The sequence below is a fragment of the uncultured Dokdonia sp. genome, assembly GCF_947492815.1.
Classification (GTDB): domain Bacteria; phylum Bacteroidota; class Bacteroidia; order Flavobacteriales; family Flavobacteriaceae; genus Dokdonia.
Window position 1 is genome coordinate 25,286 of the sequence record NZ_CANLOB010000024.1, and the last position, 14,993, is coordinate 40,278.

At 32.2% G+C, this 14,993-nt stretch carries 14 protein-coding genes; 8 read left to right on the top strand and 6 right to left on the bottom strand.

The genetic code is table 11. The features are described 5' to 3' along the window. Nucleotides 1–10 precede the first annotated feature (10 nt). The 3 genes from Q1A01_RS18265 to Q1A01_RS18275 all read left to right on the top strand — a co-directional run bounded on the left by Q1A01_RS18265 (nt 11) and on the right by Q1A01_RS18275 (nt 2,948). A complete protein-coding gene (locus Q1A01_RS18265; protein WP_299683735.1) occupies nt 11–1,087 on the top strand; it encodes a toxin-antitoxin system YwqK family antitoxin in 1,077 nt (358 codons plus the stop codon). Between the two features lie 69 nt (nt 1,088–1,156). Further along, nucleotides 1,157–2,377 carry a VCBS repeat-containing protein gene (locus tag Q1A01_RS18270; protein WP_299683736.1) on the top strand — a complete coding sequence of 407 codons (1,221 nt, stop codon included), beginning with the start codon at nt 1,157–1,159 and terminating at the stop codon, nt 2,375–2,377. 34 nt (nt 2,378–2,411) lie between these two features. After that, nucleotides 2,412–2,948, top strand: coding sequence for a hypothetical protein (locus tag Q1A01_RS18275; RefSeq protein ID WP_299683737.1), 537 nt, complete (start codon nt 2,412–2,414; stop codon nt 2,946–2,948). Between the two features lie 95 nt (nt 2,949–3,043). On the opposite strand, the gene Q1A01_RS18280 is transcribed toward Q1A01_RS18275, so the two are convergent. Beyond that, nucleotides 3,044–3,451: a hypothetical protein gene (locus tag Q1A01_RS18280; RefSeq protein WP_299683738.1), complete on the bottom strand. Its 408-nt coding sequence runs from the start codon at nt 3,449–3,451 to the stop codon at nt 3,044–3,046. After that, the gene (locus Q1A01_RS18285) at nt 3,379–3,627 is read right to left on the bottom strand and encodes a hypothetical protein (RefSeq protein ID WP_299683739.1); all 249 of its coding nucleotides are present in this window, start codon (nt 3,625–3,627) and stop codon (nt 3,379–3,381) included. Before Q1A01_RS18285 ends, Q1A01_RS18280 begins: the two co-directional genes overlap by 73 nt. A 237-nt stretch (nt 3,628–3,864) precedes the next feature. Here Q1A01_RS18285 and Q1A01_RS18290 point away from each other — a divergent pair, with 237 nt between their 5' ends. Further along, nucleotides 3,865–5,469 (top strand): hypothetical protein, encoded by a 1,605-nt coding sequence (locus Q1A01_RS18290; protein WP_299683740.1) that lies wholly within the window; start codon nt 3,865–3,867, stop codon nt 5,467–5,469. 84 nt (nt 5,470–5,553) lie between these two features. On the opposite strand, the gene Q1A01_RS18295 is transcribed toward Q1A01_RS18290, so the two are convergent. Further along, nucleotides 5,554–6,021, bottom strand: a complete 468-nt coding sequence (locus Q1A01_RS18295) for a hypothetical protein (protein WP_299683741.1) — start codon at nt 6,019–6,021, stop codon at nt 5,554–5,556. Nucleotides 6,022–6,186: 165 nt separating this feature from the next. On the opposite strand from Q1A01_RS18295, the gene Q1A01_RS18300 reads away from it, so the two are divergent. Continuing rightward, nucleotides 6,187–6,573, top strand: a complete 387-nt coding sequence (locus Q1A01_RS18300) for a thiol-disulfide oxidoreductase DCC family protein (RefSeq protein WP_299683742.1) — start codon at nt 6,187–6,189, stop codon at nt 6,571–6,573. 384 nt (nt 6,574–6,957) lie between these two features. On the opposite strand, the gene yiaA is transcribed toward Q1A01_RS18300, so the two are convergent. The 3 genes from yiaA to Q1A01_RS18315 all read right to left on the bottom strand — a co-directional run bounded on the left by yiaA (nt 6,958) and on the right by Q1A01_RS18315 (nt 9,782). Then, nucleotides 6,958–7,413: an inner membrane protein YiaA gene (gene yiaA, locus Q1A01_RS18305; protein WP_299683743.1), complete on the bottom strand. Its 456-nt coding sequence runs from the start codon at nt 7,411–7,413 to the stop codon at nt 6,958–6,960. Between the two features lie 31 nt (nt 7,414–7,444). After that, nucleotides 7,445–8,527 carry a hypothetical protein gene (locus Q1A01_RS18310; RefSeq protein WP_299683744.1) on the bottom strand — a complete coding sequence of 361 codons (1,083 nt, stop codon included), beginning with the start codon at nt 8,525–8,527 and terminating at the stop codon, nt 7,445–7,447. A gap of 94 nt (nt 8,528–8,621) precedes the next feature. After that, nucleotides 8,622–9,782, bottom strand: coding sequence for a hypothetical protein (locus Q1A01_RS18315; RefSeq protein WP_299683745.1), 1,161 nt, complete (start codon nt 9,780–9,782; stop codon nt 8,622–8,624). Nucleotides 9,783–10,276: 494 nt separating this feature from the next. On the opposite strand from Q1A01_RS18315, the gene Q1A01_RS18320 reads away from it, so the two are divergent. The 3 genes from Q1A01_RS18320 (at nt 10,277) to Q1A01_RS18330 (ending at nt 14,982) form a co-directional block, all read left to right on the top strand. Further along, the gene (locus Q1A01_RS18320) at nt 10,277–11,758 is read left to right on the top strand and encodes a hypothetical protein (RefSeq protein ID WP_299683746.1); all 1,482 of its coding nucleotides are present in this window, start codon (nt 10,277–10,279) and stop codon (nt 11,756–11,758) included. 183 nt (nt 11,759–11,941) lie between these two features. Continuing rightward, entirely contained in the window at nt 11,942–14,434 is a 2,493-nt protein-coding gene (locus Q1A01_RS18325) for a zinc-dependent metalloprotease (RefSeq protein ID WP_299683747.1), read from the top strand. A 134-nt stretch (nt 14,435–14,568) separates the two neighbouring features. Then, the gene (locus Q1A01_RS18330; RefSeq protein WP_299683748.1) at nt 14,569–14,982 is read left to right on the top strand and encodes a hypothetical protein; all 414 of its coding nucleotides are present in this window, start codon (nt 14,569–14,571) and stop codon (nt 14,980–14,982) included. Nucleotides 14,983–14,993: the final 11 nt, after the last annotated feature.

Genomic DNA, 14,993 nt, shown 5'->3' on the forward strand with positions numbered 1-14,993 from the left:
TCTATTATCTATGAAATTATTTATTAAAGGCTTTATTTTTCTATTTTACATTTTCAGTTATTCACAAAATGATACTATTTGGTATGATTCAAATTGGAAAGAAACTCAAAAAAATGAGGCTTCCTTCTATAGACCAAAACCTAAAAAAGTTGGCGATTATTATTTCATTAAAGATTACTATGTCTCTGGTCAATTACAAATGGAAGCCAAGTCATTATATGAAGATAAATCTGAATGGCATGGAGAACTAAAACATTATTACGAAAATGGAAATATAAGAGACATTGCTAATTATAAAAACAATGTTTTACACGGAAACCTTACACTTTATTATGAGAACGGAACTACTTATGGAATTCGTGGCTTTAAGGACGGTCTTGATCACGGTAAAATAACTTCATTTCATAAAAATGGAAACTTATCTTTCTCTGGTTTTTATAAGGATGGATATAAAGAAGGTGAATGGAGATCATTCTTTGAAGATGGAAAAAAAATGACTTCTTATAATTTAATAAACGGTAAATTAAACGGAAAAATATTTCTTTATAATATCAATGGAGGACTTGTTTATAAAGGTGTATTTAAAAATGGAGAGATGATTAAATTTACTAGGAAGTCCAGTCGTCTAACTAATGGAAGTCATTTTACCATGAAAGCTAACACAAAAAAAGGAATTGAATATTGGAAAATTTATAGAGATAAAAAGCTTATCGTAAAATCCCAATTTAAAAACTTCTACAGATACGGAGAGTGGAAAATGTATGCAACAAATGGATCTAATATATATATAAAAGCTAACTATACAGATTATGCTGATTGTGAGACAATATCAGAAATTGAACAAATAGAGCAACTCATACCATTATATACTTTACCTAATCGTTTTCAAGAACCCAGTTATCATGATATTGAACTAAGTTACAATGATTACGACAGGTGCATAAACGGTATATATGAAGAATTTGACATGAATGGAAAAACAGTAAGAAAAATAAGATATGAAAATGGAGATCATATCAAAACTCTAGTCTTAGAAGATACTGAAAACCCTATAGAACATCCTATTTTCAGTTTAAAAGAAAAATAGCCTATAGCTACGTACTATTTAAGTCAAACATATAAAAAGAATCTGTTTTCAAATATTTACTTTTGATACATGAGACATTATAAAAAATATAAAATAATTGTAACCTTATTAATAATTAGCATTCCTTACTTTTCTATTGTTAATGCCCAAACTTACAGAGAAATAAAAGAGGTTACTTTTGATGGATTTGAGATACACAACTCAAAATTCACCGATTTGGATTGTGATGGTGATTTAGACATTCTTACTGTTGTATCAGATTCAACAACTACACCCATTTCAACAGTAGTAAAAAGTTATAAACACATTAGAGATAATCAATTTGTAAATTACAGAACAAAAACTATAAAAAAATTATATCAACAAAGTATTTTTCTGGTTGATTTAGATGGAGATGATGATTTAGACATTCTTCAGAGTGGATCAAGAAGTTACGGGAAATCTCGCGGTTTAATGTTTCAATATGAAAATATTGGAGAAGGTAAATTTACACAGTTTAAGAATACTGTTTTTGAAGGTTATATTTATTCAGCATTTGCAACAGTAGATATTGATGGAGATAATGATTTAGACATTATAATTATGGGCGATAAATCTTATAAAAAACCAGGAATAAGTCTGTATGAAAATATAGGATACGGAAACTACAGAAGAGATGAAAATATTTTTTTGAATGGGCTTCTTAATGGATCTATATCTTGCGCTGATATCGATAATGATGGTGATCAAGATGTACTAATTATTGGAGAAGATGAGTCCGAAAACACTCTAGCTAAAGTATACAAAAATAATGGGGAAGGTAAATTTACAGAAATAAAAAATAATCCTTTTAAAGGTGTGTATTTTTGTGATTCTGAATTTGCTGATATCGACGGAGATGGTGATCAAGACTTACTAATTATTGGAGAAAATGCTAATGGTAGTATTGCTAACCTATATAAGAATAATAGTAAAGGTGAATTCCAACTAATAATTCAAAATAAAATTCTTCCAATGGATTTTTCTTCAATCAATTTTATTGACGTAGATAATGATGCAGATTTAGATATTTTTGTAACAGGCAATTACACCTCTGAAGATGATAATGATGGATACAGAACAATTTTATATTTAAACGATGGAATGGGTAATTTTGAAATTAGTCCTGACTCTAAACTCATAAATGTTAGTCAAGGACATCTAGATTTTGCTGATCTTGATAATGATGGAGATAAAGATATTTTAATCTCTGGCGAAGGCAATGAAACAAGGTTTGCTATGAAATTGTATAAATATACATCAAAAAAATAACCTCTAATTTTACATTTTAAAATAGCATACATACATGGATAAAGAATTATACTTATTAGGTTTAATCTTGAAGAAACATAAAATCAATAGTACTATTGACGCATCAAAAAAGCAAGTCGAGATTGGAAAAGCTTCAGGAAATAATAAAGATATAGCCATCTATTTTGGGGCAGCAATTATCATATTTGCAGCGCTTCTCTTTCTACAAATTCAATTTAATTTTGGGCGAGTATTCTTATATGCGATTCCTGTTTCTTCATTTTTTTACGGTATAAATAAATATATAGGTAGTCAAAAAGCAAATAGGTTTTTTAAAACAATTTCGCCAAAAGGAATTACATTAAAAAACAAAGAAGATGCAATAGAAATACCTGCAGAAAACATATTAAAAATAGATACTGTCATCAATGTTGATGACCCTAGTGGATCAGAAGGCGACTTAAACATCGTCACCTCTGAAAATAAGACACATTTACTTTTTAATATAACAGGAAGTAATGTAAAGTATTTAAAAGATGACCTTGAAAACTTGAAAAGAATCATCAATGGTATTTTAAACAGCACTGATTAATTTCACATAACACAGTAGATAATTCCTAAACGACCATCATAAGTCTATTTGTATAAAAATAGCTGATTGAAAAATGGGTTATCATACATCTGGATTTATTTCAATGCATCTTTAAAACCAAAGCTTCCTTTGTTGGTTTGATTATTACATCTACAATAGGTAATAAGATCATAATCAATCTCAAGGGATTTTACATTTCTAAATGTATATCCCCCTAAAGTAGCATTTCCACCAGTTGTAAATGATGTATAGCATTTTTTACTTATAGCTCTTTTCCTTTCAGGTAATCCATCTGGCGGTAAATTATCAGGATCATAAGGAGTGGCACTCCCATCTGGGAAATTTGCAGCTGTTAGTTGACATTCCGTAGCATCGCATAGTATCCATTTAATATACCCAGCACCTTGTCTGGGTTCTCTATCTACGTCAGCTACGCAAGGGCGCTCTGATCCTTTTTTCCAATCAAAACTTTTACAATAGAATATCCTCCATTGCCTCCACAAGCATTAGGGTCTTTATCTCCAGATAACGAAGCCGTATACGTACACTTCCCTTCACATCCTCCTGGACATTCCAGAGAACTTCTAGCTTCCGACTTACATCCAATAATAAATAGAAAAATACCTCCAAGCACAAGAATCTGATACAGATATCTTGTCATGCAATCTAATGTTTTCATAATCATTCATTTTATAATTCCCTCTAAAATTAAAACACTTACTATCAGTACTTAACAATTAAAAAGCTTAGATTTCAAAAGTCTTTCTACTATTTTTCAATAGGGCAAATCATAAAATGAAATGGTTCTTTATACGCTTTCGCGAAAGCGTATAAACACCCGTAAAAACACCTGATTTTCAGTACTATATTCTAATTATTTTTGAAACTTCACTAATTCATCTAAACCAGTATCCCCATGAAAAAAACAGTTCTATTTTTTACGGCAGGAATTGTATTGCTTTTATGTACTGCATGCCCAGGGCCTAGCAACAAAACAACTAGTTACGAAGTAAATATCAATCAAATTACAAGAGCTAATGCACCCGCTTTACAATCTTTTGCACATGCAACTTCTGGTGATGATTGGTTATTATTTGCGGGTCGGACAAATAAAGATGCTTTAATAGGCGGAATTCATAACCTAAATGCGAATTATGCCGATTCATCATTTATCCCTAAGTCATTCAACACTAAAATATACACCTACAATCCAAAAGATGATACTGTTTGGAGTATTGATTATAAAGAAGTAATGGATGGTCTTAATGCCCATCTATCCAAAGACAAAACATCAGAAATGTATGCTTCTTTTGAAAAGTTAGAAAAAGACAGCACAAACTTCACTTCTATTTTTGTTAACTCAAATCCTTTAGTAACTCAGGACAATGGGTATTTATATCTTGTAGGCGGATACGGTCCAAAAAACTTTACGTATTTTCAAGATACACCTAATTGGCATCAAGATACCACTGCTACAGATAAGAAAAAGCAAGAATACATCACATATGACCAAGTAGTTAGATTGCATATAGCATCTTTAGTAAAACTCACAAAAAAAGATTCCCTAACAGATAAAGAATGGGCTAACGTTTTCCGTTATGATACAAACACATCGCTGGTAAGCACAGGTGCTGAAGTATTAAAAATGGGAAGTACTTTTTACGTAGCCGGAGGACATGACTTTACAAGTAATAGTCAAAAATACTTAGATGCGGTATATCCATTTACTATAAAGCCTTCTGACAATACTTTATCTTTAGGCGTACGTGTAGGGCAGCCTATTTCTGATGTATCTGACCCTACAGATCCTGCAGCTGATAACACCTCTATTTTTAGACGTAGAGATGGTCCTGTAACACCTTCTATTTATTATAATGCTACAGAAAATAGAATGGAACAAAGTCTCACTTTTTATGGAGGTGTATTTAAACCAGGAGAGGATTTACAAGCATGGAATAATGCCATTTATGTACATCCAGATTGGGCAACTCAAAATAAGTTATATACCTATGACACTTCTTATAATCAAGATAATTTTAATGTATACGCGTGTGGTAATTTTGTAGGTCTTGATAATGATAGCAACTTATTGCATACTTTTTTATTAGGAGGTATCGGAGACGGGAAACCTTCAAGTGCATTATCTGGTTTTACCAATACAGGTTTACACGTTACTATGGATGTAAAGAAACAACCCTTACATAGTGTGATTAAAGATACGTTACACAATGTTTTTGGAAATACATCTTCTTTTTATGGAGCTGAATCTATCTTAATTAAAAGTGAAAGCAATGTACTGTCAAAAGCACCTCATCAAGTTAATGGTAATACGGTTCAAGAAAATACAGAAATCATTGACTTAAAAGCAAGCTTTAGAGTGAGTGACACAACAACAATAACAATTGGTCATATATATGGCGGCATAGAAGCTTTTGAATCCAATCCAGGAACGTATGGACAGGGGAAGTCTGCAGCATCAAATAAAATATGGGAAGTGACACTTACCAAAAAAGAAGAGTAGGCTATTAGCTATCGTTTTTAACATAAAAAAGCCTTCTATCAAAAGAGATAGAAGGCTTTTTAGTATTTTATCTTGTATGCTTTTTTACTTTTTTGCGCCTACATATTGATCTGCAGCCCAAACCCCTTTTTGAACAATTGTTCCTGAGGCATCAAATTGTTTTCCTTTTCCGTTTTTCTTATTATTTTTCCATTTACCACTCCATTTTGAACTATCTAACAAAATCATAGATCCTTTTCCGTGGCGTTCATTATTTCTGAAAGACCCTTCATAGCGAGTACCATCTGGCCACGTATATGTACCTCGTCCTGAAATAACAGAACCTGCAAGGTTACCAGAATACTTTGTTCCGTCAAACCAAATAATATTTCCTTTTACTAGATTACCGGAAGCTACCTCTACATCAAAACTAGCACCTTGCAATGTAAATTTATGCCATCCATCTGGCAATTGAGCAATATCGCTACTATATGGAATTGCATTGATATCTTGTGCTTGTACATTAAAAACAGTAGCTACAACAAGTCCTATTATAAGTATTATCTTTTTCATGCGTATTTATTTTTTTGGTGATTTACTGTAGTGAGTCGACACAAATAGTTAGGTACTTACAAAATGAAGTAAAGTTTTAAAAATTGTCATTTTTACACTTTTCATCGTAATGAATGCAAAATACACACGACACAATACCCATAACTCATTTATTTCAAAAAAGTTATGGAAACTAATAATCAGAAAGACATTATCATATTTGATGGAGAATGTAATTTATGTAATGGCGTAATAGGATGGCTTATGAAGTTTGCCCCTACGGCAACTTTTGAATTTCTGCCTTTTCAATCCCCCAAAGGTCAGCAACTGTTACGCCATTATGATAGAGCAACAGATCGTTTAGATACTGTTATTCTTATTAATAAAGATGGTATGCATACACATTCTGATGGATTCTTAAAGATTGTTGCTGAAATACCTAAATGGAAGCGTGCTGCCGCATTGTTAGCTTTTATTCCTAGAATGCTTAGGGATTATGTCTATAAGACAGCCTCTCGTAATAGGTTGAAATGGTTTGGAGTTTCTAAGAGTTGCACCATTAATTTTGGATAAATATCACTTACCTACACATAGAAAAAAACGGATGGCATAAGCCATTCGTTTTTTATTGTAAAGCACCACTCTCACAAACACTACTCTTTGAGGTAAGTAATGTACTGTTCCTAATTAATCCTATGAGAGTGATGCTTAGCTAAAGATCGTTATCCTATTTTTCATAAACATCTATAGTAGACCTACTTTTTAACTTTATACTACAAAAACTACGTACAGACGAGTGTTCATAAAACAGCAAGTGATAATTAGCATATATTTTATTAGACATAAGTAAGTTACTATAGCTTTTTACAGGAATAGTAAAACCCGATAGCATTTTACTCACTACCGGGTTTCTCACACCACACAACAAAGTGCAACATATATATTGCACTTTGTTGTCTACTTATCTTTTTGTTCTAAAAACTTAGTATCCCTTGTATTCTTTTGTACAGCAATAGCTGCAAAAAGGCTTAAGAAAAATGAAATACCATAAAATCCTTTTTCACTTAGGTCTAATGTTGCATTCCAAAGCCCTACAACTAGTAGTAGCATTGATGCTATAGTAACAAACCAACTTACACCATAATAAATATCTGTCACTGGTATTCCTTCCAGCTTATCCCTTACCGATTTCTGCACAGAAATCACTGAAAACAAACCAAATAGCAATACAGTAAAATAATATCCTTTTTCATTAAACTCCATTGCTGCATTCCAAAGTCCTACACAAAAAGAGACCATTCCAATTAATAAAGAAGCCCAAGACGCTGCTATAAATGCTGCTGTTGGTTTTGCATTAAATTCTTCTTTTGCTTTATCCTTTTTTTCCGTTTGAATTTTTACTTGATTTTCCATTGTTGTATGTTTTAGTGTTTGTGTTATTTTCTTATTTAGTTATAATCTGATCTCCACAAGAATAGCAATGTGGCAAGTGTGCATAATTCTTAGTATCACAGGTTTTACAATTTTTAAAAAGTTGAAGTCCGCAATGACGACAATAGGTGGTAACTTTTAGCGAGCCCGATCTGTTTTTACTTTTTCCACTTTGAAAAATTTCATTAATGAGATAATCTTTCCCACAACTAGGACACATATGGTTCTCTAATGCTTTCTCTGCGACTTCCTCTTTAATTTTTTTTGAACGCTCTAAAGAAGAAAGCTGTAACTCTTCTTTTTTTCTTTTGACGAAAGCTTTTAAATGTTTAATAGCATATATCCCTAGTAATACAGAAACGATGATTCCTATGGTGTACCTCACATATCCCCCGTAACTAGGTAAATACGGTACTAATCCTATAAAAAAAGCATAGAACGCAAAGAATACAAATCCTCTAAATAATGGCCAGTAACTATGTCTCCGTTTCTTTACCAGCATCCAAATCCCTAGAAGTAACACAGGAATTACAAATAGTAATCGACTTATAAATAATTGTAAATTATACGCACGATCTGCCTCAAGATAAAGCACTCTTGCTTTAGATTCTTCTTCATGTATAAGATCATTATACTTAGTCTCTTCTGCATAAAAACTATCTATAGATGATTGCAATAAGATTTTTTCTGACTTAAATGTCTTAAGAGACGCTCGCAAAGAGTCCAATATATAATTACGTCTTTGAATCTCTTTATTTACTTGAGAAGACTGTGTTGCTGTACGTGTTGAAATCCACGTTTTAAAGGAGGCTTGCTGTTGATCTAATGTATTTTGAGCAAGATTTATAGATAATTGCACCTCATCTTGAGCATCTAATTTTCCCTCAATAGAATCTCGAATACTTTGCTTTAAAACTCTGTATTTTTTAATATCTGTTTCTATTTCAAAATCTGATATATAAGGACGTTTATCTTCTCCATCAATATCCCAGATAATTCTATTGGCAAGTCCTATCAAAAAGATAGCTAAAAGAAAACTGATGACATAGTGAATAAAAGTAGTCGTACGGGTAAGTTTTTTATTATTAAATTCCATGATTGTGTAGTTAAAAATTATATCCGTCTCTTTTTACAAATGAGTTAGTGATTTCACATGATCAATTGATGAGACATAGATTCGCGAAGTTTTTTTACTCTGAGCAATAGGTACGTAGAGCTTCTAACACCATCGTATTAGTATCTCCTAACGAGATTGCTTTTTTAAGATCAGTACATATTTTATTCAGATCTTCTTCAGGTATTTCATTTTTCTGAGAAGTAATCACTAGAACACCCCTTGACTTAGTTAAAAATTGACCATTCTTAAACTCATATTTTCTAAGTATAGAAAATGCTCTATTTGCATATGCTTCCATATATAAAGGTTCAATAGTTATTGCTTTTTCAAAGTCTTCTTTCGCTTTTTCAAATTGAAAATCTTCTAACTTAACAGTCCCTCTTAAAAAATAAGCCTCTGCCCAATTAGGTTTTAGTTCTATTGCCTTATTTATTTTTTTAATTGAATTTTTATACTCAGATTTTCTAAAGAGATCTTGAGATTCCTTATAGTATTTAAAAAGTTTATCACTTAATTTATCTTCTTTATAGATACCTTTTTCATAGGTGTTTACACCTTTTAATTCTCCCGTAGAATAATATGAATACATATCACCCTGAATTTCTCCAAATTCATTAAAATGTATTTTTTGTTTTAATTCTTTATTAGAATGATAGACGTTCCATATTCCTATTTCTTTGCCATTTTTAAAAACACCATCTTGTTTTAAAACACCATTCTCATAAAAATTTCTTGATTGCCCATTAGCATAACCATTTACATATTCAATCTCACTAGATAAGTTTCCATTTGGATAATACAGTTTTCGGATTCCGTTTAATCGTCCATTTACAAAAAAACCCTCCCCTTCTTTCAATCCTGTTAGATAGTAATCTATAAACCTTCCTGAATATGGCACAGAATGATTCTTAAGATACCAAGCTCCCTGTTTTTTAAACATTCTTTTTGTAGTAGGAATAATTTTAATACTATCTGCCCTTTGCACATAAGCTTTCGTAAATACATATACAATCACATCTAGATTATTATATTCAGAATTTTCTATGAGCTCTTTATCTTTTACATATACAATGTGGTCAATCTCATTTTCGGTTAATATGCCAAATCCTTCTTTAGGCTCTTCTATTATTGGAATAGAATCTACTACATATAGTGTTTCTTCGTTAGATGTTTGGCTAAAACCATATACTGGCAATAGCATTAATAGCAAACAGATTGTTTTATATAAATTCATGATTGTGTATGTATGTGTGTTATAATGAAATGTATATACTCTTAAGAAAAGAAGCATATCAACATGAATAGTTGATTTATAATCAACAAACCTAGACTTATAACCAATAGTCTTCCTTTCATTCTTTTTCTATATAAAAGTGATATCTCTGAACCTATTAAAAGTGGTTGTATTATTAAAAAAGGAGTGGTTAACAAGCTTCTAAACACATTAATAATTATGTGATGTATACCATATATATTTAGAAAGTATGTTCCAATAAAATAAGCTAGAATACCAAAGTTCAGAAACACTAACATCCTCTCTTTCATAGATGCTCCAATATGTTCAATTTCCATATCTAATTCGTTAAAATGACATGGCAAATATGCAACAGCCACTCAAGTCATGAAATCTAAAATCATCTATATACTTACGATATATTTATTACTATATATATATATATTTAGTACTATATTTACTATAATAAGTACACTATATACTTACGATATAATATGATACTATTTGATTTAATAAATTCACTTTCCGCAGAAGATTATGAAAAATTCAAATCCTATGTACGTCGTAAAAACAAACGCGCAGACACCAAAAACTTGACATTACTTAAGTTATTAAGACAATCGCAGCTTCCTACAGATATAGATTGTATCCTTTATGGAAAACCTTCTAAAAATGCATATCATGCCTTATGCAAACGACTTCAGGATAGCTTAATTGATTTCATAGCGAGTCGTAGTCTAGAAACAGAAACTACCGAAGAATTTGATGTCCTAAAACATATACTTACCGCTAGAATTCTTTATGAACAAGGGATTTATAAAGCAGCCAAAAAAACTCTTCAAAAAGCAAAAGCACTAGCAAAAACGCATGATTTATATAGCATGCTCTCTGAAATATATCATACACAAATACAGTACGCACATCTTCACCCAGACACACAACTCACCATATTAATTCAAGAATTTCAAAGCAATCAAAAGCTGCATCAACATCAAGAAAATCTCAACCTCGCCTATGCATATATTAAAGATCGAATCTCCCAAACAAACAGTACCGTCACAGAAAATGTAAACCAACTACTAACAGATGCATTCCAAAAATTTAATATTGTCATTAATGCATCACTTACATTCAAATCTTTATACCAATTATTAGAGATTATTAATACTGTAGCTAGATTAGAAAACAATTATGTGGATGCTTTGCCTTTTTTTGAAAAGGTATATCATGAGATCACTTCTAAGAAGACACTATCTAACAAGCATCTCTATTACCATCTTCACCTCTTATATTTTATGGCTAATGCATATTTCAGAAATAGGCAATTTGAACGCGCCATAACATATCTTGATACGATGAAAGAACGTATGCAAGCAGAACGTGGTAAATACGAACTCCGCTTTCGCGAAAGCGAACTCCTCCTACGTACACTCACACTTAATTACACCGGAGATGGACTTCTAGCTATTGATGCACTAAACGCACATTTTGCAACCACAAAACAGAAACGCAAACCTTTCAATCCCGATCTTATTCTTGTACTTTGCATTTGTTTATTACAACAAGAACAACACAAACAAGCACTTAGTACTCTTAACAAACTAAAGCATAGTGTTACTTGGTACACAGAAAAAATGGGAGAAGATTGGGTGATTAAACATGATTTAATGCGACTTATTACCCATATAGAATTAGAGCACATAGACCTTGTAGCATCACTTTTAAAACGTTTTAAACGCAAATACAAACGGGTTATTCAACATGAAAGCAGATTGCACCACTTCTTAAAAACGTTAGAAATCATCTATAAATATCCTGAAGAAGTAAAAGATATACGCTTTCGCGAAAGCGTAAAAAAACTATTTACAACAGAAAATAAGGCAAAAGAAGACATCTTCATGGTAAGTTATTTTGCATGGATTCTTTCAAAAGTAACTCATAAACCATTATATCAAATCACATTAGATTTACTTTAAATCGTGATTTTATAAATTGTCAATCTTTCAATTTTAGTCAGAAAAAAGTCTCTTAAATCAGGAAAATATGTTCTTTTTGTCATTTTCATAAAAAACTCGTAATATTTCGACTGGGTTTAACAATACCTTCACAAAATTCCCTTCGAACTATACTTACCTTTTGACCCTTATAAAAAACTCGTTATGCGTATAAAATTACATTTTCTGATACTTGCTTTTTTAGCAGTATCTGTTACAGGTTGTGCCGTCTTTCAGCCAAAGAAATCTAAAGCTACGGCTTCTGCAAAACCCAAATCTAAACCTAAAAAAGGGGAGATAAAACCTTATAAAAAGGTGATTACCAAAGATGCTAAAACTGATGAAGGTCTCTTTACAGTTCATAAAATAGATGATTCTTATTTCTATGAAATTCCAGATTCTCTTTTTGGAAGAGAAATGCTAATGGTCACTCGTATTGCAAAAACAGCTACAGGAGTAGGCTTTGGTGGAGGTAAACAAAATACTTCTGTATTACGTTGGGAAGTAAAAGACAAAAAAGTACTACTTCGTGTAGTATCTCATCAAATTTACGCAGCAGATTCATTACCTATCTCTGAAGCGGTAAAGAACAGTAACTTTGAACCTGTTTTATATGCCTTTGACATAAAAGCATATCACAAAGACACCGTAAATGATACTAGAAACACTGTAATTGATGCTTCAGAACTTTTCACAAAAGATGTAAAGCCATTAGGTCTACCTCAATTTAGAAGAAAAGGATATAAAGTAACACGTCTTGATGCGAAGCGTTCGTACATCGATACAATTCGTAGCTACCCAAGAAATATTGAAACAAGACATGTAAAAACATACAATGCATCTTCACCTCCTAGTAATAGTGCAACAGGATCGCTTTCTGTGATGATGAGTAACTCTATGATCTTACTTCCTGAAACACCTATGAAACGTCGTTATTTTGATCAGCGTGTAGGGTGGTTTGCAAGAGGTCAAACTGATTATGGGCAAGATGCTCAAAAAAGTAAAACAGTAAGGTATTTAGACAGATGGAGATTAGAAGTAAAAGATGAAGATCTTGCTAAGTTTAATAGAGGTGAACTTGTAGAGCCTAAAAAACAAATTGTTTATTATATAGACAGAGCAACTCCTAAAAAATGGGTTCCATATATCAAGCAAGGTATCGAAGATTGGCAAGTTGCTTTTGAAGCAGCTGGATTCAAAAATGCAATTATCGCAAAAGATCCTCCTACACCAGAAGAAGATCCTGATTGGAGTCCAGAAGATGTACGTTATAGCGTAGTACGTTATTTAGCATCTCCTATTCCAAATGCAAATGGTCCTCACGTAAGTGATCCTAGATCAGGAGAAATTTTAGAAAGTGATATTAATTGGTATCATAATGTAATGACTTTATTACGTAACTGGTTCTTTGTGCAAACAGCTGCAATCAATCCAGATGCACAAAGCGTTGAGTTTAAAGATGAAGTAATGGGACGTTTAATTCGTTTTGTTTCTTCTCATGAGGTTGGACATACACTAGGACTTCCGCATAACATGGGAAGTAGTGTGGCATATCCTGTAGATAAATTACGTGATCCTGAATTCACAAAAAAATATGGAACAGCACCTTCTATTATGGATTATGCACGTTTTAATTATGTAGCACAACCAGGAGATGGAGATGTCGCATTGATGCCTAATATTGGTATTTATGACAAGTATGCTATCAAATGGGGATATAAGCCAATCTTAGACAAATCTGCAGAAGATGAAAAGCAGACACTAGATGGTTGGATATTAGCACATGCTGGTGATCCCATGTACCGTTTCGGAAGACAGCAATTTGGAGTTATTGATCCAAGTTCGCAAACGGAAGATTTAGGAGATGATGCAGTAAAAGCAAGTACATATGGTATTGCTAACTTAAAGCGTATTGTTCCTAATCTTATCAAATGGACTGGCGAAGATGGTAAAAACTATGATGATCTAGAAACTATGTATGGTCAAGTATTATCTCAGTACAATAGATATATGGGACATGTAACGGCAAATATCGGAGGTGTTTATGAGTATTATAAAACCTATGATCAAGAAGGTGCTGTATATACACATGTAGATGCCAATAAACAAAAAGAAGCGCTAGCGTTTTTACACAAAGAATTATTTGAGACACCACAATGGCTTATTGATGAAAGTATTTTTGACAAAGTAGAAGCTGCGGGAAGTATAGAACGTATTCGTCGTTTCCAAACACGTACTCTCAATAATTTACTTGACTTTGGAAGAGTTGCGCGTATGCTAGAAAATGAAGCTTTAAATGGTACTGATGCATATACAACAATCGATATGATGGAGGATGTACGCAATGGTCTTTTTAGCGAACTTAGAAATAGTAGAAAAATTGACATCTATCGTCGTAATTTACAAAGAGCTTATGTAGAACGTTTAGAAACATTAATGACTAAAGAACAAACACCTTTACGTGGTGCCTTTGCTCGTTTTTCTTCACGTACAAATATAGATGTAAGTCAAAGTGATATACGTGCTATTGTACGTGCAGAACTTAAAGACCTAAAACGCACGTTACAGAATAATACAGGTCGTATGAGAGATAAGATAAGTAGAATACATCTTATTGATTTAGTTGAACGTATAGATTTAATCTTAGACCCTAAATAGAAAATATCTTTTTATGATATGTAAAGCCCTCCAGATGGAGGGCTTTTTTATTAATAATATGTTAATTATCTAGCCCTCTTTAAACCTTATAACAAACATATGGTCATAATAGCATAACAAAACATATTAGAAGAATGAAACATATTTTAACAGCGATTGTTCTTTGCTTAACGATTACAGCTACAGCACAAAGAGGACAACATGAAAAGAGAGCGCAATTAAGCGCAGAACAACAAGCAACGCTACAAACAAAAAAAATGACACTTGCACTAGATTTAAGTGATCAACAAGCAAATAAGATCTATAATATACAACTAGAGCAAGCTAAAAAAAGAAAGGCATTTATAGCAGAACGAAAAAAAGAAGGTCGATCAGAATTAACAAAGGAACAGCGTTTTGAATTAAAAACAAGAAAACTGGATCATATGATCGCGATTCAAAAAGAAATGAAAACTATTTTAACCACAGAGCAATTTGAAAAATGGCAAAAGCTGAAACATAAAAGCAAGCAAAAAAGAAAAAACAAGCACCACACCCGAAGAAGGTAACGCAGATGCTG

Bases quoted from the DNA above. Each gene is read 5' to 3' on its own strand.
- Q1A01_RS18265 (WP_299683735.1), top strand. From the start codon at position 11: ATGAAATTATTTATTAAAGGCTTTATTTTTCTATTTTACATTTTCAGT.
- Q1A01_RS18270 (WP_299683736.1), top strand. From the start codon at position 1,157: ATGAGACATTATAAAAAATATAAAATAATTGTAACCTTATTAATAATT.
- Q1A01_RS18275 (WP_299683737.1), top strand. From the start codon at position 2,412: ATGGATAAAGAATTATACTTATTAGGTTTAATCTTGAAGAAACATAAA.
- Q1A01_RS18285 (WP_299683739.1), bottom strand. From the start codon at position 3,627: ATGAAAACATTAGATTGCATGACAAGATATCTGTATCAGATTCTTGTG.
- Q1A01_RS18290 (WP_299683740.1), top strand. From the start codon at position 3,865: ATGAAAAAAACAGTTCTATTTTTTACGGCAGGAATTGTATTGCTTTTA.
- Q1A01_RS18295 (WP_299683741.1), bottom strand. From the start codon at position 6,021: ATGAAAAAGATAATACTTATAATAGGACTTGTTGTAGCTACTGTTTTT.
- Q1A01_RS18300 (WP_299683742.1), top strand. From the start codon at position 6,187: ATGGAAACTAATAATCAGAAAGACATTATCATATTTGATGGAGAATGT.
- yiaA (WP_299683743.1), bottom strand. From the start codon at position 7,413: ATGGAAAATCAAGTAAAAATTCAAACGGAAAAAAAGGATAAAGCAAAA.
- Q1A01_RS18310 (WP_299683744.1), bottom strand. From the start codon at position 8,527: ATGGAATTTAATAATAAAAAACTTACCCGTACGACTACTTTTATTCAC.
- Q1A01_RS18315 (WP_299683745.1), bottom strand. From the start codon at position 9,782: ATGAATTTATATAAAACAATCTGTTTGCTATTAATGCTATTGCCAGTA.
- Q1A01_RS18320 (WP_299683746.1), top strand. From the start codon at position 10,277: ATGATACTATTTGATTTAATAAATTCACTTTCCGCAGAAGATTATGAA.
- Q1A01_RS18325 (WP_299683747.1), top strand. From the start codon at position 11,942: ATGCGTATAAAATTACATTTTCTGATACTTGCTTTTTTAGCAGTATCT.
- Q1A01_RS18330 (WP_299683748.1), top strand. From the start codon at position 14,569: ATGAAACATATTTTAACAGCGATTGTTCTTTGCTTAACGATTACAGCT.